This is a genomic window from Lysinibacillus sp. EB106-09-02-XG168 (assembly GCF_058791475.1).
In genome coordinates, this window is the sequence record NZ_JBYTDN010000003.1 from 1767718 (window position 1) to 1786875 (window position 19158).

Sequence of the window (19158 nt, forward strand, 5' to 3'; positions counted from 1 at the left end):
CTTTGAAAAATCCCTACGAAGCGAAGGGGCAGTTCATAATAATTAACTAGATGCAGTATTATTTTTTTCTTAAAAGTGTATCCCCAAGAGGGATTCCAACGAAAACAACCAAAACCGTTAGAATTAGCAGGGCTTGAAAAATAAAATACGCAACTTGATCGAACATCATATCTCTCCTTTTTTTTTATTAATTCGTACCTTATCCTGTAATTATCCAACTCCTATTGAAGAGTCAAACTAACTAATAAAGTACACCATTTGTGCTTTTTATAATATAGTTTACTTCATTTCAACGTATGTATGCAGTCGTAACTTTTTATATTTTGGGATATTCAACTAGGGCGCGATTGTTTAATGGAACTTCAACACTCGGAGCCTTGTTATCAAAGGAACTTCCTCATAGTCATCTTGATACAGATGACTATTTTGTTTCTTTCTTTGGTTCATTTGCGTTGTCACTTGTACGGCACGCTGCTGCTAATGTTATTGTCAATCCGAGTAATTAATTTTTTAATTAATATTTTAAGCTTAGAATCGTTTTACTTTTTCAAAAAAATGAACCATTAGATAATAACCTCTCACTTAGTGACAATTAAAACCTTATATGTTCTTGGATTAATTGCTCCATTTTTTCTTCTTCTTAACGATATGAAGCTACTAACATGTAGCATGCATGCCCTGAACAGATAAGGAAAATTGATGTGATTATCGAATAAAATACTTCCTAAAAGCTGCCGAAAGATCTCACCAAACGCATATGATTGTGATTTTTATCTCCCGATATATCAAAAACCTAACGAAAAGTAATTTTTTTAATATTTTTAATATATTTTATACAATGATAACATTATCAACAAAAGAGAGAAGGATGCTATGAGAATAGGCCGGGGCATGTTCCTTGGTTTTTTCAAACCAATCATTCAAGGGATAATACCTATAGTGCAGCATCAACATAAAGACGACATCAAAGAATATCAACGCTGGAATGAATAAAATAAATAAACGCGCAGTAACAAACGAGGAGGAAAAGTAATTGACAGATAAAACATATTGGCTAAAGAATGTTCAATTGGAGACCGGCTATCATTATCTAGATGGTACAGTTACAGGAACTGAAACGGAAAGCTTTCACGTTCAAGTTACAGCAGGAAAAATAACAGATATTGTTTCGGTGGACAAGCTTTTAGAAACAAATTTCCCTGTGAAGGACGCAAAAAACTATTTGATGTTGCCTTCCTTTAGAGATATGCATGTACATCTTGACAAAACCTACTATGGCGGACCATGGAAAGCACCCTCCATTCCGACGAAGGGAATTTTCACTCGTCTGGAAGAGGAAGAACTATTACTTCCAAAACTACTTCCTGTTGCCACAGAACGGGCCGAAAAGTTACTGAACTTGCTAACTAGTAAAGGCTCAACTCATATTCGTGCACATTGTAATGTCGACCCAGTCATTGGCTTAAAAAATCTTGAGGCAACTGTACGAGCTGTGGAAGCTTATAAAGAAAAAGCTACAGTTGAAATCGTTGCTTTCCCACAACATGGATTATTGCGTAGTGACTCCGTTCAACTTGTTAGAGAAGCCCTGCGCAATGGGGCTTCACTTGTAGGGGGTGTCGACCCAGCAACCATTGACGGAGATCTTGAAAAATCGTTGCAAACAGTAATGGAGCTTGCTGTTGAAGCAAATGCAGATATTGATCTTCATTTACATGATGGTGGTCATCTAGGTATCTTTACCTTTAAACGGCTTGCAGCTCTAACACAAGAAGCTGGATGGCAAGGTAGAGTCACAATTAGTCATGCATTGGCATTTGCCGATATTTCACGTGCGGAAGTAAACGAAGTAGCTGAACTACTAGCCAAACAAGGAATTTCAATTGCATCTTCCGTTCCGATTGGTCATACAATACCAATCCCATTACTTCAAGAGAAAGGTGTCAATGTGTCTCTTGGCGTTGACAGCGTTATGGATCACTGGTCTCCCTTTGGAAAAGGAGACAGCTTAGAAAAGGCAGGAACATTGGCAGAGCGCTTCGGTTTAAGCGATGAACGCTCACTAGGACAAACGCTTCGGTATATTACCGGTGGCATAACCCCGTTAAATAAAGAAGGAGAACGTGCTTGGCCAAAAGTCGGTGACAAAGCTGATTTCGTTTTAGTTGATGCAAGTTGTTCAGCTGAAGCAGTTGCAAGGAGAGCAACGAGAAAGGCAGTAGTGTTTGCTGGAAATTTTGTTACAGACAAACTTTCATGATTCACATAAGAAAGGGTAGATAATATGGATAAAACATTTTGGCTAACAAATGCCCTAGTAGAGAGTAAATATGAAATAGAAAGCGATATGGTAACCGGCACAAAGACAGATTGCCGCCACTTGTTAATTCAGGATGGGAAAATCGCAAAAATTATCTCTGCTAGTGAGACAATTTTAGACGATTTCCCACAAAAGGATGTAAAACAGTTGTTACTTCTACCATCCTTTACCGAAAAACATTGTCATTTAGATAAAACATTGCTTGGTGATGAATGGCGTGCAGTAACACCAGTTAATCATATTTATGAACGACTTGAAATCGAGAAAAAAATACTCTCTTCTCTAAAAACAACTACGCAAGAACGGGCAGAAAAATTACTGGATATATACTTGAACGCAGGAGTAACACACGTTCGCACCCATGTGGACATATATCCAGAGGTTGGATTAAAAAATTTAGAAGAGGTACAAAAAGCATTACAAACATTTGAAGGTAAATTATCATATGAAATCGTTGCCTTTCCACAACACGGTTTGTTACGTACAAAGGCACATGATTTAGTAAGGGAAAGTCTACGTCAGGGAGCAACGTTGGTAGGAGGAGTCGATCCAGCTACAGTTGACGGTAATATCGAAAAATCATTACAAGATATGGTTGACCTTGCTATTGAAGGGGGTGCGGGAATCGACCTACATTTACATGATCCGGATCACCTCGGTGTCTATACTATGAAAAGATTGGCAGCATTAACGAAAGAAGCGGGTTTGCATGGTAAAGTAGCAATCAGTCATGCATTTGGACTTGGGGAAATCTCAAAGGCACATGCAGAAGAAATGGCAGAAATTTTGGCTGATGCAGGTATTTCTATCATTACTAGTGTACCAATTGGAAGGAAATTCCCGCATGTAGGCTTATTGCACAAGAAAGGAGTCCATGTTTCTGTTGGATGCGATAATATTTTCGATGTCTGGTCCCCATTTGGAAACGGAGACATTTTGGAACGAGTTAGTCGTTTGGCAGAAATTTCAGGGTGGGCTGATGAACGTTCATTGTCACAGACACTTGGATTTATAACTGACGGGAAAACTACTTTGAACGATGAAGGCAATCAGATTTGGCCAAGAGTCGGAGACGAAGCAAACATTGTCTTTGTTGAAGCTTCTTGTTCTGCAGAGGCTATTGCTAGAAGATCCAATAGAATTGCTACGATGTTTAAAGGTAGTGTAGTTGCAGGAGAAATATAGAAAGAAAATCCTTGAGACTTCTTCCGGAGGTCCTACTAAATGTGTAGTTTGTTAGTGGTCCCCCTTTTAGGTGAATTTGCAATGTTTTATGGCAAGCAAATGGGCTATTATATAATGATAAATAGTGCGATTGTTTTTATTGCGGTTTTGGCGGAAAAATGTGATTCAGTTTTAAAGACTGAGACCATCCTTTAGTTTTACTACAATCGGACGCATTTTTAGAGGATGGATCTGTGTTTTTTCACATGAAAGGGCCATTTAGTTGAATAAATAAATCCCAATTCCTCAATTATGAAAATGAGAGATTGGGATTTTGAATGTTGGAATATCATTGACTCTGTAAATCCGTGTTTTGCTGGTGGAACTTCGTTAACAGTTTTGTAAAGTTTTGAGCGGTTTTTGATAGATGATGATCCTTCAGCCATATTAAGCCCGTGGATGCAGAAAGCTCTGTATCTGTAATTTTGAAAGCTTGGATATTGTAGTTTTTGTATTGTTTAATGACGGTTTCCGGAACAATAGCTTCCCCAAAGTTACAAGCAACTAAATCTAATAATAGGGAGATATCAGAGCACTCGGCAATAATGTTCGGATGTAGTTGAGCTTTCGAAAATGCTTCCAGAATCATATAATGCACTCCTAATCCTTCTGTACTCGGTAATATCAACGGGTAGTTTTGAATGTCAGCAAGCATAATCTGATGATTAAAAGGCTGATTTTTATTTGAAGTAATAAAGTAAAAAGGTTCTGTATAAAGATGGGTAGCAGAAAAATCATCTAACTCGAGCGGTAATCGAATAATCGCCAGCTCTACAACCCTGTCTCTCACTAATTGACAAAGATGAGATGACTCATTTTGTTGAATTGTATATGTAACCTTAGGATATTTTTTGTGAAATTGGTGAAGTAACTCTTGTAATCCGGTTAACGAAAAAGTATTGATACCGATCGTCAATTTTCCACTTTCCCCGTTTCCGACTTCCTTTACTTCTATTTTAGCTTCTTCCATTAATTGATTCATTTGTAGCGCGTACTTATATAAGGCCCTTCCTGCTTCCGTAACTTCTAAAAATTTACCAGTTATCTCTATTAATTTCGTTCCTAATTCATTTTCCATTGTTTTCAGTTGCTGGCTTAGCGGAGGCTGGGAGATATGAAGCCTTTCAGCGGCAGCAGAAATTTTTCTTTCCTCTACAATTGCTATGAAATATCGCAGCTGTCTAATATCCATATATGAAAAAAACCACCTTCTCATATGAAAAACTTAAGTAATATTAATTTTTTTACTATTTTTTATATACTATATTCTAAAATATCATAATTTTAGATAAAAAGGAATTTTCCACAACAGCAGCTTAAACCGTGAAGCATTTAAGTAACGGTCTCATTGTTGGGCGATTATCGTAATACTTATAGAATTAATATTTTGTAAAGGGGGAAAGGATTGTTTGCAATATATCCAATTACTTTTAATTTTTTGTTCTCCTATAGTTTAAAATCGTATCAAACATAAGTACCTTTACTTTTTTACCAGCATATAGTAAGATGATGACAAATTAGATAACAATGATAATTAATGAGAGGTGCTTTTGATGAGTGCGGTAGGTTCTAAATAGGAACAACTTAATGAAATAAATTTAATGACGCCAGGGGATTTATGTCAGTATGTCACCCTTTATTTAGTCGTGGATTTATTTCGATACCTATGAAGATACCTACAATACTTTATAAAGCTTGTAATGGTCTGACTAAACTTCATGTAGATGAAGTCTTTTTCATGATGCTTTTTACACATGCCTTGTAATGGTAAAGCTGTGGGTTTCTCCCGCAGCTTTTTTTGTCTTTTTCAACTTCTTTCAGCGACTGTCCAAACATCCGCTGAAAGAAGTTGAAGCATCAGGCGGATGTCACAGAATCGGAGAGAAGTTCCTAGGGGATGTTAGCCTAAAATCATCGTATCCATGCGATAACGGGTAACTGACCTGCATCGGTAAAAACGCCACATCCTGTGGCATTACCGAAATGATCGACATCGTGTCGGCCCTCGGCAGGCCTAAGCACAAAGCCGATTCTGGACGCAATTATGCCGAGGCATAATTGATAAAAATCATTGCTATCTAATGAGTAGGTGTCTTCATGAATGATTCTAGAAAATCATAGTGAGGGGATATTAACAATGAATCATACTACTTTTGAGAAGTTACAATACAATGAATTGAAGAATATCGTTAAATCATATTGTGTCAGTGGATTAGGTAAACAGTTATTAGATAGATTAACGCCAAGCCCAAATTTGACAGTTGTTAAAAATCGTTTGAATGAAACGACTGAGGCACGAGTAATTTTAGATGCGGAAGGTCATGTCCCGTTCTTAGGGGTATCCAATATTGACAATACCATTCAAAAACTTGAAAAGGGGGTCATTTTAGACCCAAGTGAATTAGTTAGCATCTCAGACTTTTTAAGAGGCTGTAGAAAAATTAAAAAATTTATGCTGGAAAAGGAGTTTTTTGCACCCGTACTTGCATCCTATGCTAATTCGATGTCTGAATTTAAAAGTGTGGAAGAGGAGATTAATTTTGCGATTAAAGCAAATCGTGTCGATTCGGCTGCTAGTAGAGAATTAAAGCGTATCCGTAATCATATCGAATCAACAGAGGAAAAAATTAAAGACCGTTTGACTAAATTTTTGAATAGCAGTGCAAATAAAACATATATCCAGGAATTTTTTATAAGTAAGAAGGATGATCGATACACGATACCTATTAAAGCTTCTTATAAAAACCATGTGCAAGGGACGGTAGTAGAGATTTCATCAAAAGGTGCTACGGTCTTTATGGAGCCAAGTGCTGTTGCTAAATTAAATGTGGAATTGGCCACTTTGAAGGCAGAGGAAGCGGTGGAGGAATATCAAATTTTGGCGACATTATCAGGGCTCCTGATGGAAAATATCCGTGAAATCAACATCAACATGGAGTTAATTAGCCAATATGATATGGTGTTTGCCAAAGCCAAGTTTAGCAAGAATATTGGGGGCTTAGAACCAAGCTTAAATGATTATGGCTATATTAAGCTCGTTAATTGTAAGCATCCACTGTTAACAGGTAAAGCGGTGCCACTTCATTTTGAAATTGGTAAAGACTATCGCAGCTTAATCATTACAGGACCGAATGCTGGTGGTAAAACCGTTGTCCTAAAAACCATTGGCTTGTTAACATTGGCTACAATGTCGGGCTTCCATATTGGTGCGGATAAAGGTACTGAAATAGCGATATTCGATCATGTTTTTGTAGACATTGGTGATAATCAAAGTATTGAAAATGCACTTAGTACGTTTTCATCCCATATGAAAAATCTCTCGGATATTATGAGGGCATCCAATAATAATACGCTTTTGCTATTTGATGAGATAGGTAGCGGTACGGAACCAAATGAAGGAGCAGCGCTGGCCATTTCCATCTTGGAGGAGTTCTACCATATGGGCTGTATCACAGTGGCGACAACGCATTATGGAGAAATTAAGCGTTTTTCTGAAATGCATAGTGATTTTATGAATGCGGCTATGCGTTTTAATAGTGAAACTTTAGAACCGTTATATAAATTAGTCATCGGAACATCTGGAGAAAGTAATGCGCTATGGATTTCTAAGAAAATGAATATACGTGAAACAGTATTACAAAGAGCGAAGGGTTATATTGATAATAAGGATTATCATCTAGAACAAGTAAATGACAGTAAAATCAGGAAGCCTAAGATTGAGCAAGAGAGAACAAAAGCAAAGTATGACTTTAAAAAGGGAGATCGTGTGAAGCTGTTAGATCATGATGACGTTGGAATCGTTTATGAAGAAATGGATAATTTCTATAATGTTGTCGTGTACTATGAGGAAGAATTCATAAAGGTAAATGTTAAACGCTTGGCACTAGAGCTACCAGCAACAGAATTATACCCAGAAGGATATGATGTAGAGACATTGTTTGTGAACTATAAAGATCGAAAGCTTCAGCATGATATAGAGCGCGGTTCGAAAAAAGCCCTTCGCAAGATTCAGAAGGAAATAAAGAGAGATAAATCGAGCTAATAATCTGAAGGGATTGCACATAAATTTAAAAATGTGCAATCCCTTTTATATTATTGAACCGAATTAATTTGTGCTTTAATTGAATAATAAGTTTCTTCAATTTTTTCTTTATAGGGCAAATCAATTAAATCTTTTGAATCCAAATAGGCCATTTTGGCAATTTCGTAGGCAGTTGTTAATTCACCGAAATGTGCATAGCAAAGTGCTTTATAGGAAAAGCACTCATTTAAGCCTAATATGTCAAATGGATGTAAGATGAATGGAGGAATGTTTGTTAAATGTTCAAATGCTTCTTTAGCCTCTTCATATCGGGCTAGCAAATATAAGGATTTTCCTTTTTCCGAATAGTAAAGATTTTTATCAAATTTAATCGATCCCATATCCATAAGTGGACGAAACCGCTCTATTTCCGCTAGTGCCTTTTCATAATCATGAGTGAAATTGTTATAATAATGCGCTCGTAATGTGAAAATAAAGGCATCTACATCCACTTGTTCCGCAAAAACTCGATACTGCTCAAGTTTTTTTATCAAATGTTCTGCTTGCTCAAAATCGTTGTCAACCATAGCACAAAACGCTGCAATACGATACATATCATCTATATAAGAGTAAAATTGATTTTTATGTGCATTGGCAATTGTCTCTTTAACGAGTTGTTTACCGGCTTCATGTTCTCCGATTGCTAATTGAAAAACACTAATATAATAAGCCATTTTTCCGGCATCCCGTGAATCTAATTGATAATTTTCTTGCTCAGCTTTTTCTTTAGCTTGTAAGATACAGGAATACGCCATTTTATAGTTTCGACCTTCTGTGAATATGGCTGACTGTAATATATAGGTTTCAAACCAATGGCTCAGTAAATTAATTTCTTTAAACATGAAGCGCGCTTGTTGGAGTGGTGACTCCCATGTTGTTAATCCCATTTGATATTGTGCTGTTGCGTAAATATACAGTAAACGACCAGCTTCATAGCTAAGCGGAAGATCTTCTACATAAGGGTTAATCATCTCTATGATTTGCTGCTGATTTTCTGTATTACCTAGTTTTATTTCTGCATATATAGTCTCCACCTGCTCTAAAAGATGACGTATCGTAGAAGGTGCTATTTCTTCAAGTAATTCACTTGCTTTTACCTTTAAACGCTCCGCAATATATTCAAGACTTTCCATCGAAGGCTTGGCCTTATCATTTTCAATTTGGCTTAACATACCTTTTGTTAGACGCTCACCGGCAAGTGCCTCTAATGTTAATTTTCGTTCTTTCCTTAATTTGCGAATTCGTGTGCCTAAAGAGTCCACTGCCTCGCCTCCTTTTTAAATCATATCCTTTGTTTAATTATATTAAACTTTTTGTTGTATGAAAAGTGGAAGGTGTGTTATATTTTGTTTAATAAAATTAAACTTTTTAACCTAACTAAAAATATGGAGGGATTTTAGATGAATGAAGCGCAAAAGTATAAAAAGGCAACGTATCATTTATGGACATTTACAGCCAGCAAAATGATCTCGCAGTTAGGGTCTCATGTTTTATCATTTGGGATAGGTTTATATATTTTGGCACTGACAGGGTCAGCGATGAGTTTTGCGACAACGATGATCTGTTCCATTTTACCTCGTGCATTGGTCGCGCCTTTGGCAGGTTATGTAGCTGATAATTATTCAAAGAAACGCACTATTTTAATAGCACAAGCAGGTACGATATTGACCGTTACAGGGCTACTACTCTATACAGAAATGGTCGGTTTGTCGGTGTATGCTATTTATATTGCAACAGTTTTTAATACAATTTGCTCTGCCTTTTCAGGTGTAACATTTACTTCTTCAATCGCAACACTAGTAGATCCAGAACGTCTACAAAAAGCAATGTCATTTAATCAAATGTCAGTGTCAATCGCAGCAATTGGAGGACCAGTAATCGGTGGAATGATGTATGGATTTTTCTCCATGGAAGCATTTTTACTTGTACATATGGTGGCCTATGTGATTACGTTTTGCTTAGAAGCCACAATGAATTTTACACTTTATAGTACAAGGGAACAGATTGTAGAAAAGGAAAAGATGTGGGATGGGCTTGCTAGCGGCTTTCGTTATATTAAGCAACAAAAAGTAGTTAAAACAATCATGTGGATTTCGTTATGGATTAATTTGTTTTTCTCTGCCATCGTTGTAGGGGCGACTTACATTATTATTGAGTTATTAAAAGTAAAATCAACTCATTTTGGTTTTGTAGAGGCCTCGGGTGCAGTTGGTATGCTTGTTGCTTCCATCTATTTTGCAACACGGGCAGAGGTGAAGGCGCCACTACGTTTTGCTAAAATCAGCTTATTGCTGTTGGCTAGCAGTTTAGGGCTTGCGGTTGTTCCATTAGTAACGAATTTATCATATTTAACGATGGTTATCTTTTATATTGTAATCTACTTTATTTTCGCTATTTTTGAGATGGGAATTAACATGCCGATTATGGTTTATATGCAAAAGCTAATTTCGGAAGAATACCGCGGACGTGTATTAGGTTTAATGGAAACAATGGCAATGTCAATGATGCCGATCGGTATGGTTGTTTACGGTATCTTGTACGATACTTTCCCGGCAACGGTTATTTTACTTGTCACAAGTGCAATTATCGTAACGATAGCACTAGTTATGCTACGAACATCTGTCTTAAAAGAAGCACATCCAGAGTTTTATGAACAAAAGGTAGTAACTAAGAGCGTAACAAATTAATGTATCGCTTTGCATATATCATTAGAAGAAAACCAGGCATCTCTTCACAATGTGAAGTATGCCCGGTTTTCTTCATTCAACAAGATTTACTGATCCTCAATCACAATATAAGTAGCTTTCATGGGTCCATGTACACCAACAATAAGAATCATTTCGATATCTGCTGAATTACTTGGTCCTGTTATAAAGTTGATACAGGAGGCAATTTGCTCGCCAGTTCTGACTTTTTCACTAATTAAGCGGGCTGCTTGCGTCATCCGTGGAACAATCGTACTTTTCGGAATTAAAATAATAGAGTTCTCGGGTAAAAAGCTGACAGATCTACCTTTATCCTTACTACTAAAAAGTACAGCAGTCCCTGATTCTGCTAATGTTATTTCACTAATCGTAATGCCGATATTAGCTTTTTCAGCCTGTCGAATATTTTCCTTTGGCTGCTCCGAATCCCATTCGTACAGCTGAATATTTGCTTGAGGCCATTGCTCGGTCATTAGTGATGATAGGCCAAAGCCCTTAAAACGTTCGTCTTTCCATGTTATAACAGATTGACCTCCATAATTTTCAATTACTTTTTGTAAGTCTACTGGAAGGTTTGCTGTATTTGTAAGGAAAATATCCGTATGAATATTTTTGCATTGTTCAACTAAAACCTCTACTAACTCATCTTTTGTCGCTTCTTTTAGGACACGATCTTGAGGTTGATATTGCCATGTCGGTTGCTTCATTTCTGTTTTTGGCGCACGCCCAAGCTGTTTTGCAATTTTTGATAAAAATACATCTCTATTTTCAATAGTACCTGCCATCATTCATCGCCTCCTTTTTGGCGGTGTTTAAACCAGTCACGGAAATTATCTTTGTTTGGTGCTGGAAAATCTCTTGCTTCCGTCCATGCTTTTAGTGGACCTGGACCATTTGAGATTTTTTGATTTTTAGTAAAAGGGGCCATTGCTGGTGAAGCCATTTTTGTCGCCATTTTATATAAAGTAGGGGAGGAAGCACCTAAACCAAATGCCTTCATTAATAGCTTTTCTGATACAGGAGCTTTACCTTCGTTTTCAACAATTACTTGACGATGTCTATGAATAAGCTGATGTAACGGTATTTTAACAGGACAAGCATCAGTGCAGGCACCACATAATGTGGATGCATATGGTAACTCTTTGAAATCTTCATAGCCACCTAATAATGGCGAAAGAACAACACCTACTGGCCCAGAATAGATAGAACCATAAGAATGCCCACCCACATGACGATAAACAGGACAAGCATTCACACAGGCTGCACAGCGAATACATTGTAAAATAGGCTGGAACTCACTGCCTAAAATATTAGAACGCCCATTATCAACGATGACTAAATGGAATTCCTCTGGTCCATCTGTATCACCTTCGTCTTTGATTCCTGTTAATGTTGTAATATAGCTTGTTAACTTTTGTCCAACTGCACTTCTTGTTAATAAGCTTACTAGCACTTCCATCTCTTTAAATGTAGGGACAATCCTCTCCATCCCCATTACTGTAATTTGTGTTTTGGGCAATGCTGTTACTAAATCTGCGTTCCCTTCATTCGTCACGAGTGTAATCGATCCACTCTCTGCAATAGCAAAGTTACAGCCTGTAATGCCTATATCTGCTGTTAAATATTCATTCCTTAATTTTTCACGTACATATAAAGCTATTTCCTCAGGCTTTTCACTTTTCGCATAGCCTTGTTTTTCTTTGAAAATATCACGAATCTGTTCCTTATTTTTATGCAAAGCTGGGGCAACGATGTGAGAGGGGGGCTCGTGATCATCTACTTGCAAAATGTATTCTCCAAGATCTGTTTCAATGACTTCACAACCGAGCTCTTCTAAAGCCGCGTTTAAATCAATTTCCTCCGTCACCATAGATTTTGATTTCACAATCTTAGCAGCCTTGTTCTTTTTAGCGATACTTTGAATATAGTCCGTCGCTTCTTTTGCTGTTTGCGCAAAGTAAACATGTCCACCTCTTTTAGAGACATTTTCACTTAGCTGATACAAGTAGTAATCTAAATTCGCAAGTACATGCTTTCGGATTTCTTCTCCGTGAGAACGCCATTCCTCCCAATGTCCGAGCTCATCAGCTTGTTTTAGCCGACGTGTTTGAAAGCGTTCCTGTGCGCTTGACACAGCTCCGCGCATAAAAGTATTTTCTAATTCTTTCGATACTCGATGATTAAAGCGGTCATAACTTGTTTTCATGGACATTTTTTTACTCCCTCCTAGCGGCAATTTAATACTTCCGCAATATGCATAACTTTAATAGGCTTACTTTGTCGATTGATTCGTCCACCGATATTGATTAAACAACCAGCATCAGCTCCGATTAAAATGTTTGCCTCTGTTTCTTCAACATTCTGTACTTTCTCATTGACCATTGCTCCTGAAATATTGCCCATTTTTACTGAAAATGTACCGCCAAATCCACAGCATCGATCTTTACCTGGAAGTTCGACATACTGTAAACCTTTCACTTGATTTAATAATTTAAACGGTGCTTCTGTAACACCGAGCAAACGTGTCATATGACAGGAAGTATGATAAGTAGCCGTGCCCTCTAAATGTGCGCCTACATCCTCGACCTTTAGTACATCTACTATAAACTCTGTAAATTCATATGTTTTATTTGCTAATGCTTGTGCTTTAGGCTCCCAAACAGGATCTCCCTTAAATACTTCTGGGTATTCCTTAAACATATAAGCACAAGAACCAGAAGGGGAGACGATGTATTCGGCATGTTCAAATGCTGTGATCATTTTTCTCATAGCATTTTTAGATTCTTTTACATAGCCACTATTATAGGCAGGCTGTCCACAGCAAATTTGATTTTCAGGGAAGTCTAAATCACAGCCAAGCCTTTCAAGAACTTCTACAACAGCTTTTCCTACATCACCTTGAAACATATCAACTAAACAAGTCGCAAAAAGTGTAACTTTCATAATAACCGCTCCTTTATGTTTCTATTACCCTTTGACCAACTAATCAACAGGTCATCTGATGACTTGTTGGGTAAATATATTGTATTTATAATACTACAACTTTTCAGACGAATGAAAGGTGTTTATTTTAAATTTTCGGAAAAATAAGGAGCTGCCTATTATAAAAACTAGGCAGCTTCGGTTATTTTTGAGTTTCTGTTGTTTCGAAATATTGCAATAGAACTTCTTCCACATTACTTAAATGTGAAGCCATAGCATGTTTTGCAAGTTCTTCATTTTGCTGTTTTATTGCGAGGAAAATTTGCATATGTTCATCATATAAATTTTCACTTGTTATTTTTTTTGAGTACAACCAAATTCGTCGTGTCTCTTTCATCGTTTCAATCATTAAACCTGAAACTTGGTCTAATAAAGTTGCAAGTAGGGGATTTTGGGATGCTGCAGAAATGGCCGCGTGAAATTGAAAATCTGCTTTTTCACCTAGCTCACCATTACCTTGGGCATGTTTCATTTCATCTAAAATTTGCATCATTGACTGTAGGTCTTCGTCTGTTCGATGAATGGCTGCGCTAGCCGCTGTGCCTACTTCAATAATTTTGCGTACTTCTAACAAATGTGAGATATCTTGCTTATTTGTTAAAATGGCAGTTGATAATGGGAAATCGAGCTGATTGGATTGATTACTTTTAACAAAAGTACCTGAGCCTTGTTTAATTTCAATAAGCCCCATCGCTTTTAAAGCGGAAAGAGCTTCTCGGATGGCAGATCTACTTACTTGTAATTGTTCAGCAAGTTGTTCTACTGAATCAAGTCGGTCACCAGGCTTTAGTTCGCCAGCTCTAATTTTTTCATAGAGAATTTCGGTTACTTCCTCATATATTTTTTTCGGTTTAATTTTTCTTAATTCCAAGGACTACACCTCATTTATTTCTATCAATGGCTCTATTGTTTTTATTATACATGAAGAAAATAAATTTTCTCACTATTTAACAGTAAAGACATTGTACAGTCTACAATAAAGCTGTGCACCTATGAAAGCACAGTGCTAGTGCCTTTTGAATAGGCGTAGAATGTTATAACTTGGAATGCAGAATAATGGGGAATTTTGTTGACAGATAATATAAGGGGAGCGCATAATGCAAAAGTATATGAACTACATCACGTTGATGTAATAAAGTTTGAATAATAAATTTGTATACTAGTATAATAGAACTTCATAGAGCTTCACTTTTTCAACACCTTTTTGACATGAAACGTTCACAAACAGGAAGGGCGCAATTTACAGTGTTTTTTGGTACGATGGAGGCAGTAACTGTAAGGAGCGAGTGAGAAAATATGGAAACTGATATTAACTTATTTTTAGCTTTAGGTGCAGGTTTTTTAAGCTTTATTTCACCATGTACTCTACCGTTATATCCCGCATTTTTATCATACATAACGGGGATGACATTAGATGAGCTAAAAGCGGAACGAGGTATGATGCAAAAACGTGCTATTTTGCACACCCTCTTCTTTTTACTAGGATTTTCAATTATCTTTATTATGATTGGACTAGGGACATCGTTAGCGGCGGAGTTCTTCCTTAACTATCAAACATTATTACGTCAGGTTGGTGCTATCTTAATCGTAGTATTTGGTTTAATGATTGTGGGATTACTACAAATTGACTTTTTAATGAAGGATCGAAAATTCCAATTTAAAAACCGCCCATCTGGTTATTTGGGATCAGTATTTATCGGAATAGCCTTTGCGGCTGGTTGGACGCCGTGTACTGGCCCAATTTTAGCATCGATTATTGCTTTAGCTGGTGCAAATCCAAGCTCAGGTTTTAGCTATATGTTAGCTTATTTCTTAGGCTTTGCTATTCCGTTCTTCTTGTTATCTTTCTTTATAGCGCGGATGACTTGGATTCGTACACACAGCCAAAAAATTGTGAAAATCGGTGGCTATATTATGATTGCCGTTGGTGTCGTGTTATTCTTTGATGGATTAACGTATATAACACGCATTTTAGAGCCTATTTTCGGTGGATTTACAGGCTTCTAATCTGCTAAACTAAAGTGGCATACCATACCTTAACGTGGAGGGAGATGAACATGTGCCTACAGTTTTAGTAGTGGATGATACGCTCTTTATGCGTGTTGCAATAAGTAATATGTTTACTGAATGGGGTTATGAGGTAGTCGGTAAGGCAGCAAATGGTAAGGAAGCTGTGGCTATGTATCGTGAGTTACAACCAGATCTTGTAACGATGGATGTAACAATGCCCGTTATGACAGGTATTGCAGCAGTAAAAGAAATCATTCCTGAATTTCCAGATGCAAAAATAATTATGATTACAGCTTTAGGGCAACAAAAGTTAATTGTGGAAGCAATTGAAAGTGGAGCAAAGGATTTTATGACAAAGCCTTTCGAGCCAGAAAGATTAAAAGCTGTAGTTGATCAATTACTTGGACAAAATTGTTAATGACATTAGAGGAGGATTTTTTATGTTTAGCAATATCCCTTCTCACTATTATGTAATAGGTTCGACCATAATGGCCATTTTTATGGGTACCTTTGTCATGGTTATACGTATGCGAGCGTCTAAGAAACCGACAAATGAGAAGAAAATTATCATTCCACCTATAGCGATGTCTACAGGTGCGTTAATGTTTTTATTCGAACAATTTCGAGTGCCACCCATGCAAATTCTTGAAGCGGCAGCAGTCGGCATGGTATTCTCGACAATCTTAATTGCCACTTCTAAATTTGAAGTAAAAGGCCTAGATATTTATTTAAAACGTTCAAAAGCATTCGTTTTTATACTAATCGGACTGTTAGTGTTCCGTGTAGTTGCAAAAGTAATATTAAGTAACTCCATTGATATTGGTGAATTAGCTGGAATGTTTTGGATTCTAGCGTTCGCGATGTTACTTCCTTGGCGAATCGCAATGCTTATCCAGTTCATAAAAATCAAAAAAACAATTCCACTGAAGAATTATTAATGGAAGAGCTACACTAGAGATTTTATCTAGTGTAGTTTTTTTTATGCACCTGATGGATAGAGTAGTTCTAGCGACGGATAGAATCGTCAAAGATATGGATAAAAGGGCGAAAGCTGTGGATAGAATCTTCAAAGTGATGGATAGAAAACAGAGCGAAGGAAGAGTCGTCCAAGCGACGGATAGACTCCAAGAAAAACTTATAAAAAAGAATATGTGATAATTCTTTACTAAGGAAGGAAAAACGCTGCACAACGATTCTGTGCAGCGTATCATCAATCAAATAGATGTTCATATGGAGAAATGTCAATCTGCATTTCATCTAATTTCTTACGTAAAAATTTATGGTCGCGCTTAGGCGTTGCTTGAATATAGCCACGTATAATTAAATCATGGTTAATAGCAGATGCCTTTTCTTCTATTGCAAGTTCTCCAATTTTCCCTGCAATTTTTTCCTTTGCTACTTGTCTAAATAGCTCAGGTACAGGGCTTACAAGTTCATATAGAAGCTCTTTCTCAGGTTGTCCCCATAAATGAATAGTTTTATCTAAATAATACTCTTGCCAATCTAAATCAGATTTACCATCCTGCTTCGGTAAAGCCTTTAAAAATTTGCGGAACATGAAAAATCCGCCAATCGCCATAAGGGAAATAAGTACAACTACCCAAAATAAAATAAACCATAAAAACCAACCACTTAACAAATCGTTCACCTCTTTGCCTTCTCTCACTCTATTATAAAAGCTTACATAAAAAAATTCATCCTAAATGTCCCTTTTTTAGTAATAAGTCCGTATATATATTGTGAAAGAAAGGGGGTGACCTCCATGGCAAAAGTCAATTTCGTAGGTGCTACACTGCGCTTAAAGTATGTCGCTGGACACGATGCCCAGAACGAGCCTTTGTTCACAACAAAAACGTACCGTAATTTGAACAGCTCGCATACGGCAGAAGATTTAGTAGCTGTTGCAAAAGTCATTGCAAGTCTATCTTCACACGCACTAGACAGTATTGTAAAACAGGAAACAACAGATTTATCCTAAGGAGGGAAAGCTATGACACAAGTTCTAGAGCTGCAATTTGAAACAGCAGCAGGGAAAACGGCAACAATTGCAATTGATGCACCGAAGCCAAAGGTAACATCGGAAGAAATTCAAAAGGTAATGCAAACAATCATCGCTAAAAACGTTTTTGAAGGACAAGCTGGCGCTCTGGTTACAATGACTGGGGCTCGCATCGTTGATCGTCAAGTAACAGAAATTGATTTAGAAATCGAATAACTAAGAAATGGTCTTTGCAGCATGTACTGCAAGGACCATTTTCAGCAATAGTAGTCTTATTCATCTAGCTGCGAAGGAGGGACTAACATGGAACAATGGTTAAACATGATATCGGATATCGGTTTTCCTATTTTAGTGTCGTTTTATTTACTGCACCGAGTAGAAGTGAAATTAGATGCCATTCATGATGCGCTTGTTTCCTTAAAGTGAAATCGATTTCACAAAGATGTACGAAAGCTGTCACTTGAGTGTCCTTGTCAATAGTTACATCGTACGATAGGATGAGGATAGTGTAAGTGGGGAGCGTGTTAAAGATGAGAAATAAAATAATTGGGCTTGTTTTACTTTTTGCAGTAGCAACTGTACTGAGTGCGTGTGGAAATTCAAAGTTTAAAGCAGATTATAGTTTAGAATTACCAGATTTTGAACATGTCAATCAACGCGGAGAAAAAGTTTCATTAGAAAGTTTAAAAGGAAAACCGTGGATAGGTATGTATATTTTCACGAATTGTACTTCAATTTGTCCACCAATGTCTTTTAATATGACGCAAGTTCAAGAGAAGCTGAAGAAAAAAGGTGTGGAAGATTATAATATTGTTGCGTTTTCAGTTGATCCTGACGTTGATAAACCAGAAGTATTAGCTGATTATTTGAAAAAATATAATGTTCCAGATCAATCAAAATGGAATCTACTTACTGGTTATTCACAAAAATATATCGAGCAGTTCGCTGTAAAATCAACAAAAATAATCGTCAGAAATGATCCTAACAGCGACCAAGTCGTCCATGGGAATCAATTTTTCTTAGTTGATAAAGATGGCGTAATCGTAAAAATGTATTCGGGGTATGCAGAGAATCCAGAGGATGTCCCTATTGACACGATTGTATCAGATATAGAAACATATATTGATGAAAATTTATAATGGCTCGAAGGAAACCGTCTCAATTAATGAAGAGACGGTTTTTTTTGGTTTAAATTTAATCTTTTATACCTGTAGCCTTGTTATAGTGTAGAAGGAGGGGAAAGATTTTGTCTGATACAGAATATTATTAAAATAGTTGAAAAGGGACAGGGGGGTCAACAATGACGCTAGCGCGAATGTATTTAAATGTTGTCAAAACAAGATTTAGAAGTGTCAAAGAGCTAGGCGATAAAACACTCGACCAATTAGAAGAGGCCCAATTGCACTGGGCGTATAATGAAGATTCAAACAGTATCGCAGTGATTGTAAAACATATTAGTGGTAATATGATATCGAGATGGACTGACTTTCTAACGACAGATGGTGAGAAAGCAACGAGAAATCGTGATGATGAATTTACGGATAGCCTTCAGACAAAAGAAGAGGTTATGACAGTATGGGAAAAGGGCTGGCAAGTATTTTTAGATGCTTTACAAGGATTATCTGAAGCTGATTTAAATGGGTTTGTAACGATAAGGGGAGAGCAGCATTCCGTGATAGATGCGATTGAAAGACAAATGGCCCATTATTCACAACATGTCGGTCAAATCGTTTACATCGCTAAGCAAGTAAAGGGTTCTCAGTGGCAAACAATAAGTATTCCAAAGGGACAATCTCAGTTTTTTACAGAATCAATGTTAAAAAAACATCAACGATAG

The 19158-nt window shown here is 37.0% G+C and carries 19 protein-coding genes; 12 read left to right on the forward strand and 7 right to left on the reverse strand.

The genetic code is table 11. The annotated features are described in order from the left end of the window. The first annotated feature begins 1033 nt into the window (after positions 1-1033). Together AC3WSO_RS09335 and AC3WSO_RS09340 are read left to right on the forward strand one after the other, a co-directional pair. Entirely contained in the window at positions 1034-2260 is a 1227-nt protein-coding gene (locus AC3WSO_RS09335) for an amidohydrolase family protein (RefSeq protein ID WP_492530349.1), read from the forward strand. 24 nt (positions 2261-2284) lie between these two features. Next, positions 2285-3505: an amidohydrolase gene (locus AC3WSO_RS09340; RefSeq protein ID WP_492530350.1), complete on the forward strand. Its 1221-nt coding sequence runs from the start codon at positions 2285-2287 to the stop codon at positions 3503-3505. 328 nt (positions 3506-3833) lie between these two features. On the opposite strand, the gene AC3WSO_RS09345 is transcribed toward AC3WSO_RS09340, so the two are convergent. Then, positions 3834-4736: a LysR family transcriptional regulator gene (locus AC3WSO_RS09345; RefSeq protein ID WP_492530351.1), complete on the reverse strand. Its 903-nt coding sequence runs from the start codon at positions 4734-4736 to the stop codon at positions 3834-3836. A gap of 945 nt (positions 4737-5681) precedes the next feature. On the opposite strand from AC3WSO_RS09345, the gene AC3WSO_RS09350 reads away from it, so the two are divergent. Continuing rightward, entirely contained in the window at positions 5682-7586 is a 1905-nt protein-coding gene (locus AC3WSO_RS09350) for an endonuclease MutS2 (protein ID WP_492530352.1), read from the forward strand. A gap of 50 nt (positions 7587-7636) precedes the next feature. On the opposite strand, the gene AC3WSO_RS09355 is transcribed toward AC3WSO_RS09350, so the two are convergent. Continuing rightward, entirely contained in the window at positions 7637-8887 is a 1251-nt protein-coding gene (locus AC3WSO_RS09355; RefSeq protein WP_492530353.1) for a helix-turn-helix domain-containing protein, read from the reverse strand. Positions 8888-9025: 138 nt separating this feature from the next. On the opposite strand from AC3WSO_RS09355, the gene AC3WSO_RS09360 reads away from it, so the two are divergent. Further along, positions 9026-10312 (forward strand): MFS transporter, encoded by a 1287-nt coding sequence (locus tag AC3WSO_RS09360; RefSeq protein WP_492530354.1) that lies wholly within the window; start codon positions 9026-9028, stop codon positions 10310-10312. Between the two features lie 86 nt (positions 10313-10398). Here the strand turns inward: AC3WSO_RS09360 and AC3WSO_RS09365 are convergent, their stop codons facing one another. The 4 genes from AC3WSO_RS09365 to AC3WSO_RS09380 all read right to left on the reverse strand — a co-directional run bounded on the left by AC3WSO_RS09365 (position 10399) and on the right by AC3WSO_RS09380 (position 14183). Then, positions 10399-11115, reverse strand: a complete 717-nt coding sequence (locus tag AC3WSO_RS09365; protein ID WP_492534291.1) for a LutC/YkgG family protein — start codon at positions 11113-11115, stop codon at positions 10399-10401. Then, a complete protein-coding gene (locus AC3WSO_RS09370) occupies positions 11115-12542 on the reverse strand; it encodes a LutB/LldF family L-lactate oxidation iron-sulfur protein (protein WP_492530355.1) in 1428 nt (475 codons plus the stop codon). The genes AC3WSO_RS09365 and AC3WSO_RS09370 overlap by 1 nt, the downstream gene beginning before the upstream one ends. Before the next feature lie 14 nt (positions 12543-12556). Continuing rightward, positions 12557-13273 carry a (Fe-S)-binding protein gene (locus tag AC3WSO_RS09375; protein ID WP_492530356.1) on the reverse strand — a complete coding sequence of 239 codons (717 nt, stop codon included), beginning with the start codon at positions 13271-13273 and terminating at the stop codon, positions 12557-12559. A gap of 181 nt (positions 13274-13454) precedes the next feature. Next, positions 13455-14183 carry a FadR/GntR family transcriptional regulator gene (locus tag AC3WSO_RS09380; RefSeq protein ID WP_492530357.1) on the reverse strand — a complete coding sequence of 243 codons (729 nt, stop codon included), beginning with the start codon at positions 14181-14183 and terminating at the stop codon, positions 13455-13457. 425 nt (positions 14184-14608) lie between these two features. On the opposite strand from AC3WSO_RS09380, the gene AC3WSO_RS09385 reads away from it, so the two are divergent. Genes AC3WSO_RS09385 through AC3WSO_RS09395 form a run of 3 tightly spaced genes read left to right on the forward strand, consistent with a single transcriptional unit; the run spans position 14609 to position 16260 of the window. After that, the gene (locus tag AC3WSO_RS09385; RefSeq protein WP_349658732.1) at positions 14609-15319 is read left to right on the forward strand and encodes a cytochrome c biogenesis CcdA family protein; all 711 of its coding nucleotides are present in this window, start codon (positions 14609-14611) and stop codon (positions 15317-15319) included. 52 nt (positions 15320-15371) lie between these two features. Next, a complete protein-coding gene (locus tag AC3WSO_RS09390) occupies positions 15372-15740 on the forward strand; it encodes a response regulator (RefSeq protein WP_249071955.1) in 369 nt (122 codons plus the stop codon). 22 nt (positions 15741-15762) lie between these two features. Then, positions 15763-16260, forward strand: coding sequence for a CcdC family protein (locus tag AC3WSO_RS09395; RefSeq protein ID WP_492530358.1), 498 nt, complete (start codon positions 15763-15765; stop codon positions 16258-16260). A gap of 272 nt (positions 16261-16532) precedes the next feature. On the opposite strand, the gene AC3WSO_RS09400 is transcribed toward AC3WSO_RS09395, so the two are convergent. Beyond that, complete coding sequence (locus tag AC3WSO_RS09400; RefSeq protein WP_492534293.1) at positions 16533-16961, reverse strand: DUF2621 domain-containing protein; 429 nt, start codon at positions 16959-16961, stop codon at positions 16533-16535. Positions 16962-17084: 123 nt separating this feature from the next. On the opposite strand from AC3WSO_RS09400, the gene AC3WSO_RS09405 reads away from it, so the two are divergent. The 5 genes from AC3WSO_RS09405 (at position 17085) to AC3WSO_RS09425 (ending at position 19158) form a co-directional block, all read left to right on the forward strand. Further along, positions 17085-17300, forward strand: a complete 216-nt coding sequence (locus tag AC3WSO_RS09405; protein ID WP_492530359.1) for a DUF1659 domain-containing protein — start codon at positions 17085-17087, stop codon at positions 17298-17300. Between the two features lie 12 nt (positions 17301-17312). After that, positions 17313-17537: a DUF2922 domain-containing protein gene (locus AC3WSO_RS09410; RefSeq protein ID WP_492530360.1), complete on the forward strand. Its 225-nt coding sequence runs from the start codon at positions 17313-17315 to the stop codon at positions 17535-17537. Positions 17538-17624: 87 nt separating this feature from the next. Continuing rightward, positions 17625-17747, forward strand: coding sequence for a YvrJ family protein (locus AC3WSO_RS09415; protein WP_082337366.1), 123 nt, complete (start codon positions 17625-17627; stop codon positions 17745-17747). 104 nt (positions 17748-17851) lie between these two features. Further along, positions 17852-18460: an SCO family protein gene (locus AC3WSO_RS09420; RefSeq protein ID WP_492530361.1), complete on the forward strand. Its 609-nt coding sequence runs from the start codon at positions 17852-17854 to the stop codon at positions 18458-18460. A gap of 161 nt (positions 18461-18621) precedes the next feature. Continuing rightward, on the forward strand, positions 18622-19158 hold the full coding sequence (locus tag AC3WSO_RS09425) for a DUF1572 family protein (protein WP_492530362.1): 537 nt from the start codon (positions 18622-18624) through the stop codon (positions 19156-19158).

Excerpts from the sequence above, each read along its gene's own strand:
- AC3WSO_RS09345 (WP_492530351.1), bottom strand. The coding sequence starts at position 4,736 with ATGGATATTAGACAGCTGCGATATTTCATAGCAATTGTAGAGGAAAGA.
- AC3WSO_RS09375 (WP_492530356.1), bottom strand. The coding sequence starts at position 13,273 with ATGAAAGTTACACTTTTTGCGACTTGTTTAGTTGATATGTTTCAAGGT.
- AC3WSO_RS09340 (WP_492530350.1), top strand. The coding sequence starts at position 2,285 with ATGGATAAAACATTTTGGCTAACAAATGCCCTAGTAGAGAGTAAATAT.
- AC3WSO_RS09410 (WP_492530360.1), top strand. The coding sequence starts at position 17,313 with ATGACACAAGTTCTAGAGCTGCAATTTGAAACAGCAGCAGGGAAAACG.
- AC3WSO_RS09370 (WP_492530355.1), bottom strand. The coding sequence starts at position 12,542 with ATGTCCATGAAAACAAGTTATGACCGCTTTAATCATCGAGTATCGAAA.
- AC3WSO_RS09405 (WP_492530359.1), top strand. The coding sequence starts at position 17,085 with ATGGCAAAAGTCAATTTCGTAGGTGCTACACTGCGCTTAAAGTATGTC.
- AC3WSO_RS09425 (WP_492530362.1), top strand. The coding sequence starts at position 18,622 with ATGACGCTAGCGCGAATGTATTTAAATGTTGTCAAAACAAGATTTAGA.
- AC3WSO_RS09365 (WP_492534291.1), bottom strand. The coding sequence starts at position 11,115 with ATGGCAGGTACTATTGAAAATAGAGATGTATTTTTATCAAAAATTGCA.
- AC3WSO_RS09415 (WP_082337366.1), top strand. The coding sequence starts at position 17,625 with ATGGAACAATGGTTAAACATGATATCGGATATCGGTTTTCCTATTTTA.
- AC3WSO_RS09350 (WP_492530352.1), top strand. The coding sequence starts at position 5,682 with ATGAATCATACTACTTTTGAGAAGTTACAATACAATGAATTGAAGAAT.
- AC3WSO_RS09395 (WP_492530358.1), top strand. The coding sequence starts at position 15,763 with ATGTTTAGCAATATCCCTTCTCACTATTATGTAATAGGTTCGACCATA.
- AC3WSO_RS09420 (WP_492530361.1), top strand. The coding sequence starts at position 17,852 with ATGAGAAATAAAATAATTGGGCTTGTTTTACTTTTTGCAGTAGCAACT.
- AC3WSO_RS09360 (WP_492530354.1), top strand. The coding sequence starts at position 9,026 with ATGAATGAAGCGCAAAAGTATAAAAAGGCAACGTATCATTTATGGACA.
- AC3WSO_RS09385 (WP_349658732.1), top strand. The coding sequence starts at position 14,609 with ATGGAAACTGATATTAACTTATTTTTAGCTTTAGGTGCAGGTTTTTTA.